This window comes from Ruegeria sp. BHSA118 (assembly GCF_059613405.1).
Genome location: NZ_JBXWSM010000054.1, coordinates 13,126 through 28,837, shown reverse-complemented (window position 1 = coordinate 28,837; position 15,712 = coordinate 13,126). Strand labels below are relative to the sequence as shown.

At 59.9% G+C, this 15,712-nt stretch carries 14 protein-coding genes; 8 read left to right on the top strand and 6 right to left on the bottom strand.

Features of this window, described 5'->3' with window-relative positions; genetic code table 11:
• Nucleotides 1–134 precede the first annotated feature (134 nt).
• A complete protein-coding gene (locus AC2FNN_RS15690; protein WP_496759450.1) occupies nucleotides 135–1,754 on the top strand; it encodes a hypothetical protein in 1,620 nt (539 codons plus the stop codon).
• A gap of 7 nt (nucleotides 1,755–1,761) precedes the next feature.
• Here AC2FNN_RS15690 and AC2FNN_RS15685 read toward each other — a convergent pair whose 3' ends face one another.
• The 5 genes from AC2FNN_RS15685 to AC2FNN_RS15665 are packed head-to-tail and all read right to left on the bottom strand — an operon-like array spanning nucleotide 1,762 to nucleotide 5,734.
• Nucleotides 1,762–2,145 (bottom strand): carboxymuconolactone decarboxylase family protein, encoded by a 384-nt coding sequence (locus tag AC2FNN_RS15685; protein ID WP_496759449.1) that lies wholly within the window; start codon nucleotides 2,143–2,145, stop codon nucleotides 1,762–1,764.
• A gap of 17 nt (nucleotides 2,146–2,162) precedes the next feature.
• Nucleotides 2,163–2,909, bottom strand: a complete 747-nt coding sequence (locus AC2FNN_RS15680) for a sulfotransferase-like domain-containing protein (protein WP_496759448.1) — start codon at nucleotides 2,907–2,909, stop codon at nucleotides 2,163–2,165.
• Between the two features lie 14 nt (nucleotides 2,910–2,923).
• Nucleotides 2,924–3,742 carry an aspartate racemase/maleate isomerase family protein gene (locus tag AC2FNN_RS15675; protein ID WP_496759447.1) on the bottom strand — a complete coding sequence of 273 codons (819 nt, stop codon included), beginning with the start codon at nucleotides 3,740–3,742 and terminating at the stop codon, nucleotides 2,924–2,926.
• Between the two features lie 19 nt (nucleotides 3,743–3,761).
• Nucleotides 3,762–4,850 carry an aromatic ring-hydroxylating oxygenase subunit alpha gene (locus AC2FNN_RS15670; protein WP_496759446.1) on the bottom strand — a complete coding sequence of 363 codons (1,089 nt, stop codon included), beginning with the start codon at nucleotides 4,848–4,850 and terminating at the stop codon, nucleotides 3,762–3,764.
• On the bottom strand, nucleotides 4,847–5,734 hold the full coding sequence (locus AC2FNN_RS15665) for a MurR/RpiR family transcriptional regulator (RefSeq protein ID WP_496759445.1): 888 nt from the start codon (nucleotides 5,732–5,734) through the stop codon (nucleotides 4,847–4,849). Before AC2FNN_RS15665 ends, AC2FNN_RS15670 begins: the two co-directional genes overlap by 4 nt.
• Before the next feature lie 68 nt (nucleotides 5,735–5,802).
• Between AC2FNN_RS15665 and AC2FNN_RS15660 the strand changes: the two genes are divergently transcribed.
• The 7 genes from AC2FNN_RS15660 to AC2FNN_RS15630 are packed head-to-tail and all read left to right on the top strand — an operon-like array spanning nucleotide 5,803 to nucleotide 14,492.
• Entirely contained in the window at nucleotides 5,803–8,256 is a 2,454-nt protein-coding gene (locus tag AC2FNN_RS15660; RefSeq protein ID WP_496759444.1) for an FAD-dependent oxidoreductase, read from the top strand.
• Entirely contained in the window at nucleotides 8,256–9,338 is a 1,083-nt protein-coding gene (locus AC2FNN_RS15655) for an alcohol dehydrogenase family protein (RefSeq protein WP_496759443.1), read from the top strand. The genes AC2FNN_RS15660 and AC2FNN_RS15655 overlap by 1 nt, the downstream gene beginning before the upstream one ends.
• Nucleotides 9,335–9,913, top strand: coding sequence for a dimethylsulfonioproprionate lyase family protein (locus AC2FNN_RS15650; RefSeq protein WP_496759442.1), 579 nt, complete (start codon nucleotides 9,335–9,337; stop codon nucleotides 9,911–9,913). Before AC2FNN_RS15655 ends, AC2FNN_RS15650 begins: the two co-directional genes overlap by 4 nt.
• Entirely contained in the window at nucleotides 9,910–11,016 is a 1,107-nt protein-coding gene (locus AC2FNN_RS15645; RefSeq protein ID WP_496759441.1) for a mandelate racemase/muconate lactonizing enzyme family protein, read from the top strand. Before AC2FNN_RS15650 ends, AC2FNN_RS15645 begins: the two co-directional genes overlap by 4 nt.
• A complete protein-coding gene (locus AC2FNN_RS15640; protein WP_496759440.1) occupies nucleotides 11,013–12,119 on the top strand; it encodes a mandelate racemase/muconate lactonizing enzyme family protein in 1,107 nt (368 codons plus the stop codon). The genes AC2FNN_RS15645 and AC2FNN_RS15640 overlap by 4 nt, the downstream gene beginning before the upstream one ends.
• Nucleotides 12,116–13,219, top strand: a complete 1,104-nt coding sequence (locus tag AC2FNN_RS15635; protein WP_496759439.1) for a mandelate racemase/muconate lactonizing enzyme family protein — start codon at nucleotides 12,116–12,118, stop codon at nucleotides 13,217–13,219. The genes AC2FNN_RS15640 and AC2FNN_RS15635 overlap by 4 nt, the downstream gene beginning before the upstream one ends.
• 1 nt (nucleotide 13,220) lies before the next feature.
• Nucleotides 13,221–14,492, top strand: coding sequence for an aspartate aminotransferase family protein (locus AC2FNN_RS15630; protein ID WP_496759438.1), 1,272 nt, complete (start codon nucleotides 13,221–13,223; stop codon nucleotides 14,490–14,492).
• Between the two features lie 238 nt (nucleotides 14,493–14,730).
• Here AC2FNN_RS15630 and hemC read toward each other — a convergent pair whose 3' ends face one another.
• Nucleotides 14,731–15,696, bottom strand: coding sequence for a hydroxymethylbilane synthase (gene hemC / locus AC2FNN_RS15625; protein ID WP_496759437.1), 966 nt, complete (start codon nucleotides 15,694–15,696; stop codon nucleotides 14,731–14,733).
• Between the last annotated feature and the right edge of the window lie 16 nt (nucleotides 15,697–15,712).

Genomic DNA, 15,712 nt, shown 5'->3' with positions numbered 1-15,712 from the left:
GTGACAAAAAGCCGGATCCGAACCCCGATCACGAGTCATGGTGCTGCAAACTGGCCTATGAAGCGATGGGCGGTATCGTCATATTTGGATGCAGCGGTTAACGACAACCCCCGAACGTTTTTTGAGGGCTGTTAGTGACTGAGGCAAAAACCAAGGTTTTTTTGACCGGACCGTTTCAGATTGTTTGTGACGACGGTCAGGATGTGACGCCTCGGGGCACCAAAGCGAAAGCTCTTCTTGCTTTGGTGCTTCTGTCGAAAAACGCGATACGCAGCAGGGCTTGGTTGCAGGACAAGCTCTGGAGCGAGAGTTCGCCCGCACAAGGCGCGGCGTCGCTGCGCAAAGAGCTGAGTGTTCTCAGCAAGCACTTTTCCAAGCACAAACTTGATATTCTTGAAATCACCCGTGAAACGGTGTCGATCAATCTGGCAGCAGTCGAGGTTGATCTGTTTGACGAGCAGCTCAGTTCCGATCGGGCTGAATTGCTGGAAGGGTTGGACGTTGCCGACCCCGAGTTCGAGGCATGGCTGACGGTTGAACGGCAGGCCTATTGGGACATCGATACAGACTCAGACGGACCGGTTCTGGCGGGCCGCGGTTTACCGGTGCATTGGGGGCGTTTGCGTCCAGCGGTTGTGGTTGAGCCTTTTGAAGTTGTCGGGGAAACGCCGGATATCAGCATCGCTGCTTCCTCCATACGAGACGAACTCATGTTTCTTCTGGGCACAATGTCCGACGTGATCGAACTGCGTGACGCGCGCAGGCAGGAAAGCCCGGTTGAAGGTTATGTTCTCAGCGGCAGCGTGGTTGGCGCGGAAGGCCTGCGGGTGGCCGCTCAATTGACGTCAACCGCAGATCAGGTGTGCCTTTGGACACAGAGGTTCCGCTTTCGTGCGAAGGAAACATTCGACGCGGTCGAAGAAATCGCCATGAAGGTCGTCGAGGCGCTCCAACTGCGATTGCGTGACGGGTATTGGTCGGAAATCTGGTCCGGTCGTGCCACTTCGACCGAGGCCTGGTCTGCATTCCAGAAAGCGCGCATATTGGAAAGTCAGGCAACCGAAGACGGGTTGCAGGATGCCATCCGTCAATACCGCGCCTGTCTTGAGTTTGACCCCGGATACCTGCCGGCCCGTGTGGCGATCGGTTTCTGTCATTTGGACATGATCCGCCTGGGCATGGATGCAAACCCGGCCGAGACGCTGGCAATGGTAGAGGCCGAATGCAAAAAGCTGCGCAATCTGAACCCGACTGACCCGTATTGCTCGGCCCTCCATGCCTTTACCCACAGTGTTGCCGGCAACACGTCAGAGGCTTGCAGCTTGATGCTTGCGGTCGTGGAACGTTTCAGCGGCAGCCCGGAACTGTTGGGATATTACGGCATCCTGTTGGTGTATGATGACCGGGCCGAAGAAGGCGTTTCGGTCTGCAAGAAAGCGTTGGCGTTGACGCCGCATCCGCCCATTTGGATCGAAGCAAATCTGGCAATCGCAATGATGATGACCGGGGACAAGGCCGCGTGGCAGCATGCCCATAACGTGTTGCGGGTCGACCCCGGACGCGTTCGTCCCAGGGTCGTGCTGTGCATGCTGTCCGCCGCCGCCGGGAACCATTCCCTGGCGCGTCGACATGCCCGGCAGATTCTGGAATTGCAGCCGGGCTTTACGGCCGAACGCTGGGCCTGGCCCGGCTGTTTCAAGAACAGGCAACACTACGAAAAAGGCGTGCGGCTGTTGTCGGCGGCCGGTTTGTGACGGGTCGTCAGGTTTCTTCCAGCACCTTGCGGGCCACGCGAAAACACTCCAGCGCCTGAGGAACACCGCAATAAATCCCGACCACGTGGATGATGGCGCGGATCTCTTCCTTTGAAACCCCGTTGTTGATGGCGCCCCGGCAATGAATTTCCCATTCATGCATTTTGCCCAACGCACCGATCATCGACAGGTTCATCATCGACCGGGTCTTGGCGTCGATCAAGTCGTCGCCCCACCCAAACCCCCAGCACCAGGCCGTCATGGCTTCTTGAAACGGACGGGTGAAATCGTCGGCGGCAGCAAGGTTTTTTTCCACATACTCTGCGCCCAGCGTGCTCTTCCTTTGCTCCAGTCCTTTCAGAAACAGGTCTTCGTCGAAAATGTCGGCCATTGCGGGTCTCCGGTGTGTCAGTGTGTCAGGCGGTGTTTGTAAAGGTGATCGTAATGCGGTTTCATCCTGCGGTGCACCTGTTTCACACGGTCTGGCGCGTCCGCGATGTCGATATGCGTGCGTGTCTGCGGGGCAAGCCCGGTCGATTTCGCGAGGTTGCCATGGAACGACCCGCCGTCCCACCAACTCAGGGCGGACGGATCACCGCCCGGCTCCCATGTCAGCGCCTCTTGGATGAATGGGATTCCCACCGCGTCACAGAAGGCCCGGGTCATGCCCTGTGGATCTTCCAGCAGGTCATCGCTGTCAATGACCGGCGGCGGAGTTCCGTTCAACGCCGTCAACAGATCGAACAGCGCGCGCTGTTCGGGAAAGCCAACCTCGCCTTCGGCAAAGTCCGGCCATTGCTTGTACATCGAAGTGATGGTCTTGGCCGGGTCCCGGATCAGGAAGGCGTGGGTGAAATGCGACAGAAACTCGGCATCCCACATGTGGTTGATGTAATGCGGAAAGTCCTTGAGAAAGACCGGCCTCCGTTTCGCCCGCTGCTGAATGTCCAGCCACACGCTGTCCAGTGTCAGGCCCGGCGTTGTCACGCCCCCTGGTTGGAACCGATGCCAAAGCGGGTCTTCACCCTGATACCACGCCTCGCCGAAGGGCTCGTGCAGGCAATCGAGATCACCGCGTTGTCGCATCATCCACTCGAACGCGGTTGACGTGGACCTGGGCACGGCCCAGAGCGCGAGGATTTTGTGCATGGTCATGGCCTCTCGAATAACTAAAGACGTTTCAGCAATTGCCCGTGCGGCTTATCGGGTGCGATACCGAGGGATTTGAAGATGCGCCAGTAAAGCGCGATGTCATGACCGATCACCGGTTTGCCCAGCGCGTCTTCAAGCGTATCGGCCAGATGCAGCGGGCGCTGGGGCAAGCCACCGGGTCCGGTGCGGAAATTGCACATGCCATTAATCAGAATCGCTTCGGCCTGAGGTGCCTTGTCGGCCACATATTCAAAGCTTTTCAGCGCCAGATCGCCGTCAAAGACCCAGCGACAGGAATTGACCTCTTCCTGACTGTCGAACCAGCCCTGATCGTGGAAATTCCCGGCCCAAACCACATCAAAGCCGGCTTCTTTCAAGAAGCCGACCGTGCCCTGCCACCATTCCGGCCAATGATAGGCGGCGTTCAGGGCAACCTTTTCGACATTCAGGTCACGCAATGCCTCGACCATGGCATATCCCGCCATGTGAAAGCGGGTGCCATATGTGTCTGACAGGTCTTCGCAGTGTTGCCGAACGCCTTCCACGCCCAGCCCGCAGGCATGGACCCAGTTCGAACCGACCTGACCGCAGACATCCACACCGTTGCGGGACATGCAGTGCACGAAGTCTTCGAGCATGCCAAAATTCTGTTTCCGCTGATCCAACCCGTGCACATAATCTGGCACGTGCAGCATCCACCCGTGAACACCCACGGTTTCGGAGCACATGCGCAGGAAATCCGAGGGCGCGGCGTCAAAATCGAACGGCGGGCAGGTGAACCCGACCTGATGGGGGAACAGTTTGTGCTCCGGGCGCCAGACTTCAGGCATCAGCATCTGCGTGCAACCTCGGCCACTAATCCACAGCCTCGCGCATCCATTGCTGAAGCCGCGCGATGGAATGTTCCGACATCACCCCGCAGCCCGGATCCAGAACAAGCGGTCCGGGGCGATAGCCCCGCGACTTGAGCCCGCGATGAACGGATTCCACAAGGCGGATGTCTTCCTCGACCGTGGTTTCGCGGTCCTGGACCGCCAGTTGCCGGATGACCGCACTGTCCGAGCCGCCCTCGGTATACCAGCCGCGCCAGACGGTGCAGTGATCGGCATCAACCGCGCGCCAGTGATAGGTGTTCAGCACATTGCCCGGATAGCACTGGAACGAGAACATCGGCCACAGGAACCATGACTGGTAATCGCCCGCATGGGGCACCGACAGGTCGATGGGATAGGTCATCTTGTCGAGGCTCTGGCATTCCGTCGTGTGACGCAGGACGTAGCCGCCGCCCGCGTCGGGCTGGATGTCATAGGTCTCAGGCTTGACCACGCCTTCGGCAAAGGTCGGGTGGTTGGTCGGGCAATGGTAGCATTCCGAGTAGTTCTCGACACTGACCTTCCAGTTGCAGTTTTCGGGGATCTCGACCCATTCCAGCGGTTCCAGATCGTCGATATGCGGGACGAATGCGCGGATTTCCTCGCGCACACCGGGGTACCATTCATCCATCGGGGCGGCGTTGTCGTCGAGGTTGACGAAAATGAAACCGTTGAACACTTCGGTTCGGACCGAGGTCAGGCAGATCGCGCTGCGGTTAAAACCGGGGACGGATTTGATGTTCGGTCCGGCGCGCAGCTGACCGGACAATTCATAGGTCCAGGCGTGGTACGGGCAGACGACAACGCGGGTATTGCCGGCACCTGTCACCATCTCATGCGCGCGGTGCTGGCAGACGTTATAGAAGGTGCGGATTTCGCCGTCGCGGCCGCGAATGCAGAACAGGTTCTGGCCGGCGATCTCAAACGCAAAGTAATCCCCCGTTTCCCGGACCTGCGCGACATGGCCCGCAAACTGCCACGTTCGGGCCAGAAGCCCCTGCATTTCCTGTTCGAAAATCGCAGGGTCGGTATAGTATCGCGCGTCCAGTGAGTGGGTCAGGGGTGCGTTCATTCGGGCTCCTCCGCGTAGAGGCCAAGTTGGTGTCTGCGTTGGTGAAACCGTTCCACCCGCTCGACGATCTCATCGCTGGACACTGCGATCACGAAGGACAGCAGCGTTTCCAGCAAGGCAATCGTCGAAACGGATGACGGAAAGAATTGCGGCGTGTCGGCGGCGACGACAAAACCGTGATGGGCGTTCAGGATCACCGGACTGGCCGGGCTGTCGGAAATACCGATGACGGTCAGACCCTGTTGCCGAGCCAGCTTGATCGCCTCGATGACTTCGGTGCGATAGGGGTGGCAGGTGATCGCGATCAGCACGTCCTGCTCATCTGCCCAGGCCAGATCGTCCACCGGGGTCGACCCGGGCCGGGGGATGGCGTGGAACTGCTTCATCCCGGTCGACGCAAGATAGGTGAAATTGCGCGCGTTCGCGTTGTTGACGCCAACACCCAGCGTGAAGATCTGGCGGCAGTTCCAGATATCCTCGGCGGCGGCCTTCAGGGTCGCAGCGTCGATTCCGGCAAAGGTTTCTTCGATATTGCGGATGGCCGCGCCCACCATATCGGCATAAAGCCCACCCAGTTCCCCTGACTTGCCAATGTCCTGCAACCAGCGTGCGCGGTCTGGAAACGACACGTTGCCCCGCCGAATCGCTTCGCGGAAGGGGGCCCGGAAATCTTCGTATCCCTCGAAGCCCACCTGTCGGGCCATGCGCACGAAAGTATTGGGTTTGACCTTGGCCGCTTCGGCAATCTCGCGCACCGTCGAAACCCCAACATCCGTTGGGTTTTCCAGAACGTAACGCGCGGCTTTCTGCGCCTCGGGGGTAAGGGCGTCCCACTCCTGACTCAGTCGGTCGAGGACGGTTGATGATACATTTGTGTCATTCATGATTGACGATGGTACATTTGTGGAATTAGCCTGTCGAGCAGAAACGCGACTCGGGAAGAGGAAAAATCATGTCCGGGAACGAACTGCCGTCGCATGCCCGTGTGGTCATCGTCGGAGGCGGCGTCATGGGGGTCGGTCTGGCCTATCATCTGGCGCATGAAGGGTGGGGCGGTGACACCGTCCTGCTGGAGAAGGCCGAGCTGACCAGCGGCAGCACCTGGCATGCAGCGGGGCAGATCACGCATTCGACGTCCAGCTTTGGGCTGGGTAAATGCGTGGACTACAACATTGGCCTGTATTCCGGTCAGTTGGAGGCCGAAACCGGCCAGCCCGTCACATGGCATGGCTGCGGGTCGTTCCGTCTGGCCTATACCGAGGATGAGATGGACTGGCTGCGCCACACCTTGTCGGTTGGTCGGTCGCTGGGCTTCAATATCGAGCTTGTCGGCACCGAAAAGGTGGCCGAACTGCATCCGTTCTACAATCTCGAAGGCGTTCTGGGTGCGCTGCATACGCCGGATGACGGGCATGTGGACCCGACCAATGTGACGATGGCGATGGCCGCTGGAGCACGGAAAAAAGGCGTTCGCATCTTTCGCAGCTGCCGTGCGACCAACATCACGCAGGCCGAGAATGGCGAGTGGGTGGTCGAGACCGAAATGGGCACCATCACCTGCGAGCATGTGGTGAACGCAGGCGGCACCTATGCGCGGCAGATGGGCGAATGGTCGGGGCTGCAACTGCCGATGACCTCGATGACGCACCATTATTTCGTGACCGAGCCAGTACCGGAATTCCAGAACCTGGACACCGAACTGCCGGTGATCCGCGATGACCGCAAAGTCTCGGGCTATATCCGGATGGAGCAGCAGCGCGGTCTGATCGGGATTTACGAGAAGGAAAACCCGAACTCGGTCTGGCATGACCATTGCCCATGGGAATACGAGAACTGGCTGTTCGATGCGGATTACGACCGGGTGATGCCGTGGCTTGAGGAAAGCCTGAACCGGATGCCGATCTTTGCCGAACTCGGTATTCAGCGCGACGTTCACGGGGCGATTTCGCACCCGCCGGATGGCAACCCTTTGATCGGACCAGCGCCGGGTGTTCGGAACTATTGGTGCTGCTGCGGGACGCAGATCGGCATCGGCTGGGGGCCGGGCCTAACCCGCGAATTGGCACGCTGGATGGTACATGGCGCTGCGGATATCTCGATGCGTGAGTTCGATCCACGCAGGTTCGGCAGCTATGCCACCAAGGACTGGCAGGTGATCAAGGCCGAGGAAGATTATTGCCTGCGCCACGAAATCCCGTTCCCGCATTTCAACCGTCTGGCCGGGCGACCGATCAAGCCGTCGCCGCTGTATGAGTTGCTGAAATCCAAGGGCGCGGTGCATGAAGAGGTCTATGGCTTCGAACGCCCCCGCTGGTTCGCCCGCGACGGTGTGGAACAGCGCGATCACTATTCCTTCCGTCGCACACCTGCCGACGACATGGTCGCGGCCGAGGTCAAAGCGGTGCGCGAAAACGTCGGCATCATGGACGTCACCGCCTTCACCAAGGTCGAGGTTTCGGGGCCGGACGCTTACGCTCTGCTGGATCGGCTGACCGCCAACCGGATGCCGCAGAAGGTTGGTTCGATCACGCTGACCCATATGCTGAACCGTCGTGGCCGTATCGAATTGGAGACCACGATTGTCCGCATGGCCGACGACCGCTTCTATCTGGTCTGTGCGGCCTTTTTCGAACAGCGCCTGCTGGATCATCTGGCGCAGCAGCGCGTGGATGAGGATGTGCAGGTAACTGCCCTGTCCGCAGACTGGTCGGCCCTGTCGCTGAACGGTCCCCGATCGCGGGATGTGCTGGCGCGCTGCACCGATGCCGATCTGACCAATGCCGGGTTCCGCTGGCTTTCGGCACAGGAAATCAACATCGCCGGTCACAAGGTCTGGGCCTTCCGCATGTCCTATGCCGGGGAACTGGGGTGGGAGCTGCACATGCCCAACGCCGCCTGCCTCGACGTCTACAACGCGCTTTGGGCGGCGGGTGAGGCACATGGCATCACCGACTATGGCAGCTTTGCCATGAACGTGATGCGGATGGAGAAGGGCTTCAAAGGCGCGGGCGAGTTGACCAACGAGGTCACTCTGGCCGAGGCTGGCGTGCTGCGCTTTGCCCGTACGGACAAGGATTACCTAGGCAAGGACAAGACGCTCAACACCGATTTGCCATGGATATGTGCCTATCTTTCAATTGAACCGGATGGAGAGATTGATGGGCATGGCGGAGAGGCGGTGCTGCTGGACGGGCGCGTCGTCGGGTCCACAGCGTCGGTCGCTTATGGCCACACCGTCGGCAAGATTCTGGCCTTTGCATACCTCAAGCCCGAAGCGGCCAAAGCCGGGACACAGGTGGAGGTCGTGATCCATGGCCAACCCCGTGCGGCCCGTGTCCTGGACAAACCTGCCTACGACCCCGACAGCCTGTTGCCCCGAACCGACGCCGCATTGGAGACCGCTTGATGAGCCTGCCCGATACGATGAGAGCCATGGTCACAATGGGCCATGGTGGCCTGGAACAGATGGTGATGCACACGGACTGGCCGCGCCCTGAACCTGCGGCTGGTGAAGTTCTGATCAGGGTCGCAGCCTGCGGCCTGAACAATACCGACGTCAATACGCGGTCCGGCTGGTATTCCAAGACCGTAACGGATGCGACCACCGGTGGCGCATTCGAGGAAGTCGGTGAAGAAGACCCGACATGGGGCGGCAACCCGATCACCTTCCCGCGCATTCAGGGCGCAGATGTCTGTGGGCACATCGTGGCCGTTGGCGAGGGCGTGGACAGCGCTCGTATCGGCGAGCGTGTCATCACGGATGGCTGGCTGCGTGATTCGACTGATCCCGGCAACATGAACAAGACAGGGTACTTCGGCTCGGAACGCGATGGCGGGTTCGCCGAATATACCACGACTCTGGCGGTTAATGCGGAGCCGATAACTTCGGACCTGTCGGATGCCGAACTGGCGACGTTCTCCTGCTCTTACTCCACCGCCGAAGGGATGCTGTCCCGTGCCAACGTGACGGAAAAAGACACCGTTCTTGTGCCCGGCGCCTCTGGCGGGGTGGGTGGTGCTTTGGTTCAATTGGCCAAACGCCGTGGCGCGCGTGTGATTGCGATGGCTTCCGAATCCAAACACGCCGACGTGGCCGATCTTGGCCCTGATGTGATATTGCCCCGCGCACCTGAAGATCTGCGGTCGGCGCTGGGCGACGAGAAGATCACGGTGGTCGCCGATGTGGTAGGTGGCCCTTACTGGCCGAACCTGATCGACGTACTGGAGCGCGGCGGGCGCTACACCTGTTCGGGGGCCATTGCAGGTCCGATGGTCGAGCTCGACCTGCGGACGTTCTATCTGCGCGATCTGACCTTCACCGGTTCGACCGTGATCGGACCCGAAGTCATGAAGAACCTTGTGGCATATATTGAAGCTGGTGAAATCAAGCCGGCTCTGGCCGCAACCTATCCTTTGGAGGAGTTGCGGGAAGCGCAAGCGGCGTTCATCGCCAAACAGCATACCGGCAATATCGTGGTGGTGCCATGACGCTGAATGATGTTCTCGAGGCGGCCCGCCAATTGCATCAGGCGCATCCTGACCTTGCCGCGTTTGCATCATGGCCGGACGATCTGACATCGACGGGTCTGAAGCCTGCTTACATTCCGGCGACCGATCTGGTGGGCGATTTTGGCCTTGATGGCGTGGCGTCAACCCGTGATCTGGTCGCGGCGATCAAAGCCAGCGCGCATCTGGCGCAATGGAAACACACATACACCGAAGAGGAAGTCGGTGCGGATTTCCTGAATCGGTACGGGTATTACGAACTGTTCGGACCGACCGGGCATTTCCACTCGACTCAATTGCGCGGCTACGTGGGATATTGGGGTGCTGGTCTGGATTATGACTGGCACAGCCATCAGGCGGAAGAGCTGTATCTGACCCTGGCGGGCGGAGCGGTTTTTCGCAGCGACGAGGATGAAACCTTCGTCGGCCCGAACCAGACACGCCAGCACAAAAGCCGGCAAAGCCACGCCATGACAACGACGGACCAACCGATCCTGACCTTTGTCCTGTGGCGAGGCGAAGGGATGGGCGACCTGCCCAGAATGGACGCCGCATGAAAATCACCCGCATCCGAATTTACCAGACCGGGCTTCCCTATGTCGGCGGTACCTATGTCTGGGGTGCAGGAAACGCGATTGCAACGGCCACCGCATCGGTGGTGGTGATCGACACTGACGCGGGTTTGCAGGGCTGCGGTGAGTTCACCCCCTGTGGCGAAAACTACATGGTGGCCCATTCCGAAGGTGTGACCGCGCTGGCGCGTCTTGTCGCGGGCAAGCTGCTGGGCGAGGATCCGCGTCAGGTGGGGCGGATCGAGCACCTGATGGACCATCTGGTACAGGGGCATGGCTATGCCAAGGCCCCGTTCGATGCGGCATGCTGGGATATTCTGGGTCAGGCGTGTGATCAGCCGGTCTGGATGCTGTTGGGCGGCAAGCTGACCGACGGCGCGCCAATGTACCGGGTCGCGCCGCAGAAAGCGGTCGAGGACACCGTGGCCGAGATGGACCGGTACCGGGAACAGGGTTATCGGCAGTTTCAGGTCAAAGTGGGCGGCGACTGGGCCAGTGACATTGACCGGATACGCACCACTGTACCGTTGCTGAAACCCGGCGAGAAAGCCATGGCCGATGCCAATCAGGGCTGGCGCGTGGACGATGCGATCCGCGTGGCACGCGAGACCCGGGATCTGGATTTCATTCTCGAACAACCCTGCCGCACGTATGAGGAATGCCAGCAAGTGCGCCGGATTGCCGAGCAGCCACTGAAGCTGGACGAATGCGTGACCGGGATCCATATGGCTCAGCGTATCGTCGCGGACCGGGGGGCAGAGATTTGTTGTCTCAAGATTTCCAACCTTGGCGGCATCAGCAAGGCCCGGCGGGTACGGGATTACCTGATCGACAACCGCATCCCCGTGGTCAGCGAAGATACCTGGGGAGGCGAGATCACGTCTTCGGTTGTCGCCCATTTCGCGGCGTCGACCCCGCCTGAATACCTGCAAAACACCACGGATCTGATGAACTACAACACGCGATCCACGGGGGTCGGCGGTCCTGTCGTGAAAGAAGGAAAGCTTTATGCAACCAATACGCCGGGATTGGGTGTAACCCCCGATTTTGAAAGCCTCGGCGCACCTGTGGCGGAGTATGCTCTATGAAGATTGAAACCATTACCGTTTTTCAGGTCGATTTGCCGCTCGAGCATCCCTATTGGCTTTCCGGGGGTCGCCTGAAGTTCGAAACGCTTGATGCGACGCTGGTCAGGCTCGAAACCGATACCGGTCTGGTCGGCTGGGGCGAGGGCACGCCCTGGGGGCACACCTATGTACCCGCGCACGGGCCGGGCATCCGGGCCGGGATCGAAACGATGGCCCCCTTCATCCTGGGCCTTGATCCGCGCCGCGTGCTGGACGTGGAACGGGCCATGGATCTTGCCTTGCCCGGACATCTCTATGCCAAAAGCCCCATAGATATGGCCTGCTGGGATATTGCCGGTCAGGCGGCGGGCTTGCCGATTGCCGATCTGATGGGCGGCGGATCGCGGACACCGCGCCCGATTGCGTCCTCGGTCGGGGCGAAAACCGTCGAGGAAACACGCGAGGTCATGGAGCGGTATCGCAAGCGCGGCTATATCGCGCATTCGGTGAAGATCGGCGGTGATGTCGAGCGGGATATTGCCCGTGTGCGGGATGTGGAAAGCATCCGGCAGCCCGGAGAGATTGTTCTGTATGATGTCAACCGTGGCTGGACGCGCCAGCAGGCCTTGAGGGTGATGAGCGCCTGCGAAGACCTGAACGTGATGTTCGAGCAACCCTGCGAAACACTGGATGATATCGCTGCGATCTCAAAGCTTCATGCATCCCCCGTGTCTGTGGACGAATCCCTTGTGACCTTGCAGGATGCCACCCGGATTGCCCACGATGGTCTGGCCCAGATATTCGGGATCAAGCTGAATCGCGTGGGTGGTCTGACCAAGGCCGCGCGGATGCGCGATATCGCGCTGGCCCATGGGATAGACATGTTCGTGATGGCCACCGGCGGAACGGTTCTGGCCGATACCGAAGCGCTGCATCTGGCCGCCACGATCCCGGATGATCATTGCCACGCGGTTTGGGCCTGTCAGGACATGATCACGGTTGATGTTGCAGGTGGTCGAGGGCCCCGCAACGTCGATGGCCATCTGCATCTGCCCGAAGCGCCGGGGCTGGGCGTGCATCCGGACGAAGCCGCATTGGGTGATCCAGTAGGAGAATATGCTTGAGAATTGACAAGATAACACTCTGGTCCGTCGATCTGACCAGCCATGAAACCTATCACATGGCCGGCGGCAAGACCTGCGCGACCGTGACATCTCATATCCTGCGCCTTGAGACGGATACAGGTCTGACAGGTTGGGGTGAGGTCTGCCCGATCCCGCATTATCTGCCTGCCTATGCAAATGGAGTACCGGGGGCCATCGCTGAAATGGGTCCCGAGATTCTCGGGGTTTCGCCAATTGGGGTCGATGCACCGATGCGAAAGCTGGACGGGTTTCTGCAAGGCCACAGCTATGCAAAATCGATCGTCGACATTGCACTGTGGGATCTGTTCGGCCGCGCGGCGGGGGTGCCGGTTTACGCGTTGCTGGGCGGGCGGACACGGGCGGATATGCCGCTTTACCATTCGATCACATGTATCGCGCCGGACGAAATGGCGCGCATCGCCAAGGCAGCCTTCCAGACGGGCATTCGGCAATTCCAGGTCAAGCTGGGGGTCGAGGGCGATTGGCAGGCGGATGCCGAGCGGCTGATCAAAGTGCGCGAAGCCGTGGGAACCGGGCCGCTTGTGTATGGCGACTGGAACTGCGGCGCATCGCGCCTTCAGGCAACGCGAACCGGGCGCGCGGTGGCGCATCTGGATGTGATGCTGGAACAGCCCTGTAAAACACTGGAAGACTGCGCCGCTGTTCGTCAGTCGACGGGTCTGCCCATGAAGATCGACGAAAATGCCTTTGATCTTGCATCGCTGATGCGGGCGCATGAGTTGGGTTGCATGGACGCGGTGGCGTTGAAACTGTCGAAATTCGGCGGTCTTTCAGCAATGCGCCGTGCACGCGTTCTGACCGTGCAGCTGGGTGCCGAGATTTGTGCGGAATGCACCTGGGGATCGGATATCGTCACGGCGGCCTCGCTGCATTTTGCGGCTTCAACCCCGCATGGATCGCTGATGAACACTTGCGACTTGTCCTCTTACGTTGCCCCGCGCCTGTGCCCTGACGCACCAAACCGTGAAAACGGTCGGATTGCACCGCCCGAAGGCCCGGGTTTAGGTGTGACACCTGACCCAGAAATTCTTGGCGCCCCGATTTTGGAGATTGATTGAGATGCTGAAGATCCAGACACAGTCCGAGTGGATTGCACGCGCAAAAGACGTTCTGCCAGCTGGCGGTTTCGGCAACTTCGATCCGGGCATCATCATCGCCCGAGGCGAGGGCAGCCATGTCTGGGACGAGGACGGAACCGAATATATCGACTATCTGATCGGGTCCGGCCCGATGCTGCTGGGCCATGGCCACCCCGAGGTGATGGAAGCGGTGCTGGAGCAACTGCCCAAAGGCATGACCTTCTTCGCCAACAACAGCAAAGGCATCGAACTGGCCGAAGCCATCATCGAAGCCGTCCCCTGTTGCGAGCAGGTGCGTTTCGTTGCCTCTGGGGGCGAAGCAGACATGTACGCCATGCGGCTGGCGCGCGCCTATACCGGGCGCGACAAGATCCTCAAGTTTGAAGGGGGGTATCACGGCATGAGCGCCGAGGCGCAGATGAGCCTGGCCCCCAGCCGCCGGGTCAATTTCCCGCAGGCCGTTCCCGACAGCGCCGGTATCCCCCAAAGCGTGGCCGAGCAGATGCTGATCGCGCCTTTCAATGACCTTGACGCGGTGGCGGCGCTGCTGGACGAACATGATGATGTCGCTGCGATCATGGTCGAACCCTTGCAGCGGATCATCCCGCCCGAGCCGGGGTTTTTGCAGGGCTTGCGGACCTTGTGCGACAAATCTGGTGTGCTGCTGATTTTTGATGAGATCGTCACCGGGTTCCGTCTGGCTTATGGCGGCGCACAAGAGCGATATGGCGTGACCCCGGATATCTGCACGCTTGGCAAGATCACCGGCGGCGGATTCCCTCTGGCGGCATTGGGTGCCAGCGCCGAGATCATGAAGCATTTCGACAAATCGAAAGTCGGAGAACAGGGCTGGCTGATGCAGTTGGGCACTTTGTCCGGCAACCCCGTCGCCTCAGCGGCGGGGCTGAAGACGATGGAGGTTTTGCGGCGCGACGGCACCTATGAACACCTGCGCTCGATTGGGAGGCAGTTGCAGCAGATGCAATCGGACGCTTTGAATGAGGCGGGCATCGCCCATCGCATCTGCGGTGACGAGACATTGTTCGACATTTATTTCACCAAGGCCGAATGTCGGGATTATCGCAGCGCAAACCATGATGATCCGCAGCGCAATGCCACTTACAATGCAACCTTGCGGGCGCATGGGGTCTTCAAGGCTCCGGGCAAACTGTACCCGTCGCTGGCGGTTACCGAAGCGGATCTGGAACAGACCAGAGAGGCCGTTCGTCACGCCGTTGACGCGATTTCCTGAAAGCGGGTCTGGCACAACGCAATCTGGCACAACGTAAACGGGTCGCCGTTGAACTCAACAGCGACCCGCTACCTTTGGAAGCCGGGGGTCAGCCTCGCCCCCTCGAATACTGATTAAAACACCGGCAATCTGAAAACTTTTCGATACTTTCGAGACTGACCCGACTTCCTCTTCGGTATGTCACATTAATGCCTGATCGCGCCGCCTTCTACAGTGATCAAGTTCACACTAGGAAAATTTATTGTGAATTTTTCCAATCGAATAGATCAGGCCCCGCCTGTTCAAGCAGTTCAGCCGCCATCGCGCGGGCCATCTCAGGCCCATCCTCGACGGGGCCGGCCATATCCCTGCTGGCGGTTTCCGTTCCGTCCGGGCGCAGCACTTCGCCTCGCAGCCTGAGTTTGCCGCCGTCAAGTTCGGCAAGGCCTGCGATCGGGGTTTCGCAGGACCCGTCCAGCGCGGCCAGCAATGTGCGTTCAGCAGCCAGGCGCCATCCTGTTTCCGTGTGATGGATCGCTTCAAGCATTTCAGCCGCGCGCATGTCGTCGCTGCGCCGTTCAATGCCGATGGTGCCCTGCGCGATTGCCGGCAGCATGTCGTCAGGGGAAATGGCGCTGGCCGGAACCTCTTCCATTCCCAAACGGCGAATGCCTGCCATTGCCAGAAACGTGCAATCGGCAACCCCGTCTTCAAGCTTTTTCAGCCGTGTCTGCACGTTTCCGCGAAACTCGACCACTTTTAGATCCGGCCTCCGGTTCAGCAGCTGCGCCCGGCGTCGCAAGGACGAGGTGCCCACAACGGCGCCTTCGGGAAGATCGTGGATCGAGCCCAATCGCGGAGAGATGAAGGCGTCGCGCACATCCTCGCGCGGCAGGAACGTATCAAGGATCAGCCCTTCGGGTTGTTCAACGGGCATGTCCTTTGTTGAATGCACGGCGATGTCGATCTCGGCGCGCAGCATCGCCTCTTCGATTTCCTTGGTGAACAGGCCCTTGTTGCCGATTTCCTTCAGCGGTCGATCCGCGTCGATCATGGCGCGATTGTCACCGGTCGTCTTGATCACCACGATTTCGAACGCATCCTGTGGCAGATCGAACGCATCGCTCAGACGCTGTCGCGTTTCATAGGCCTGAGCCAGAGCAAGCGGCGAGCCACGAGTGCCGATTCTGAGGGGCGATGCGGGGGTGGGCAGGGTCAAAGTCATGTGCACAGCTTTAGTC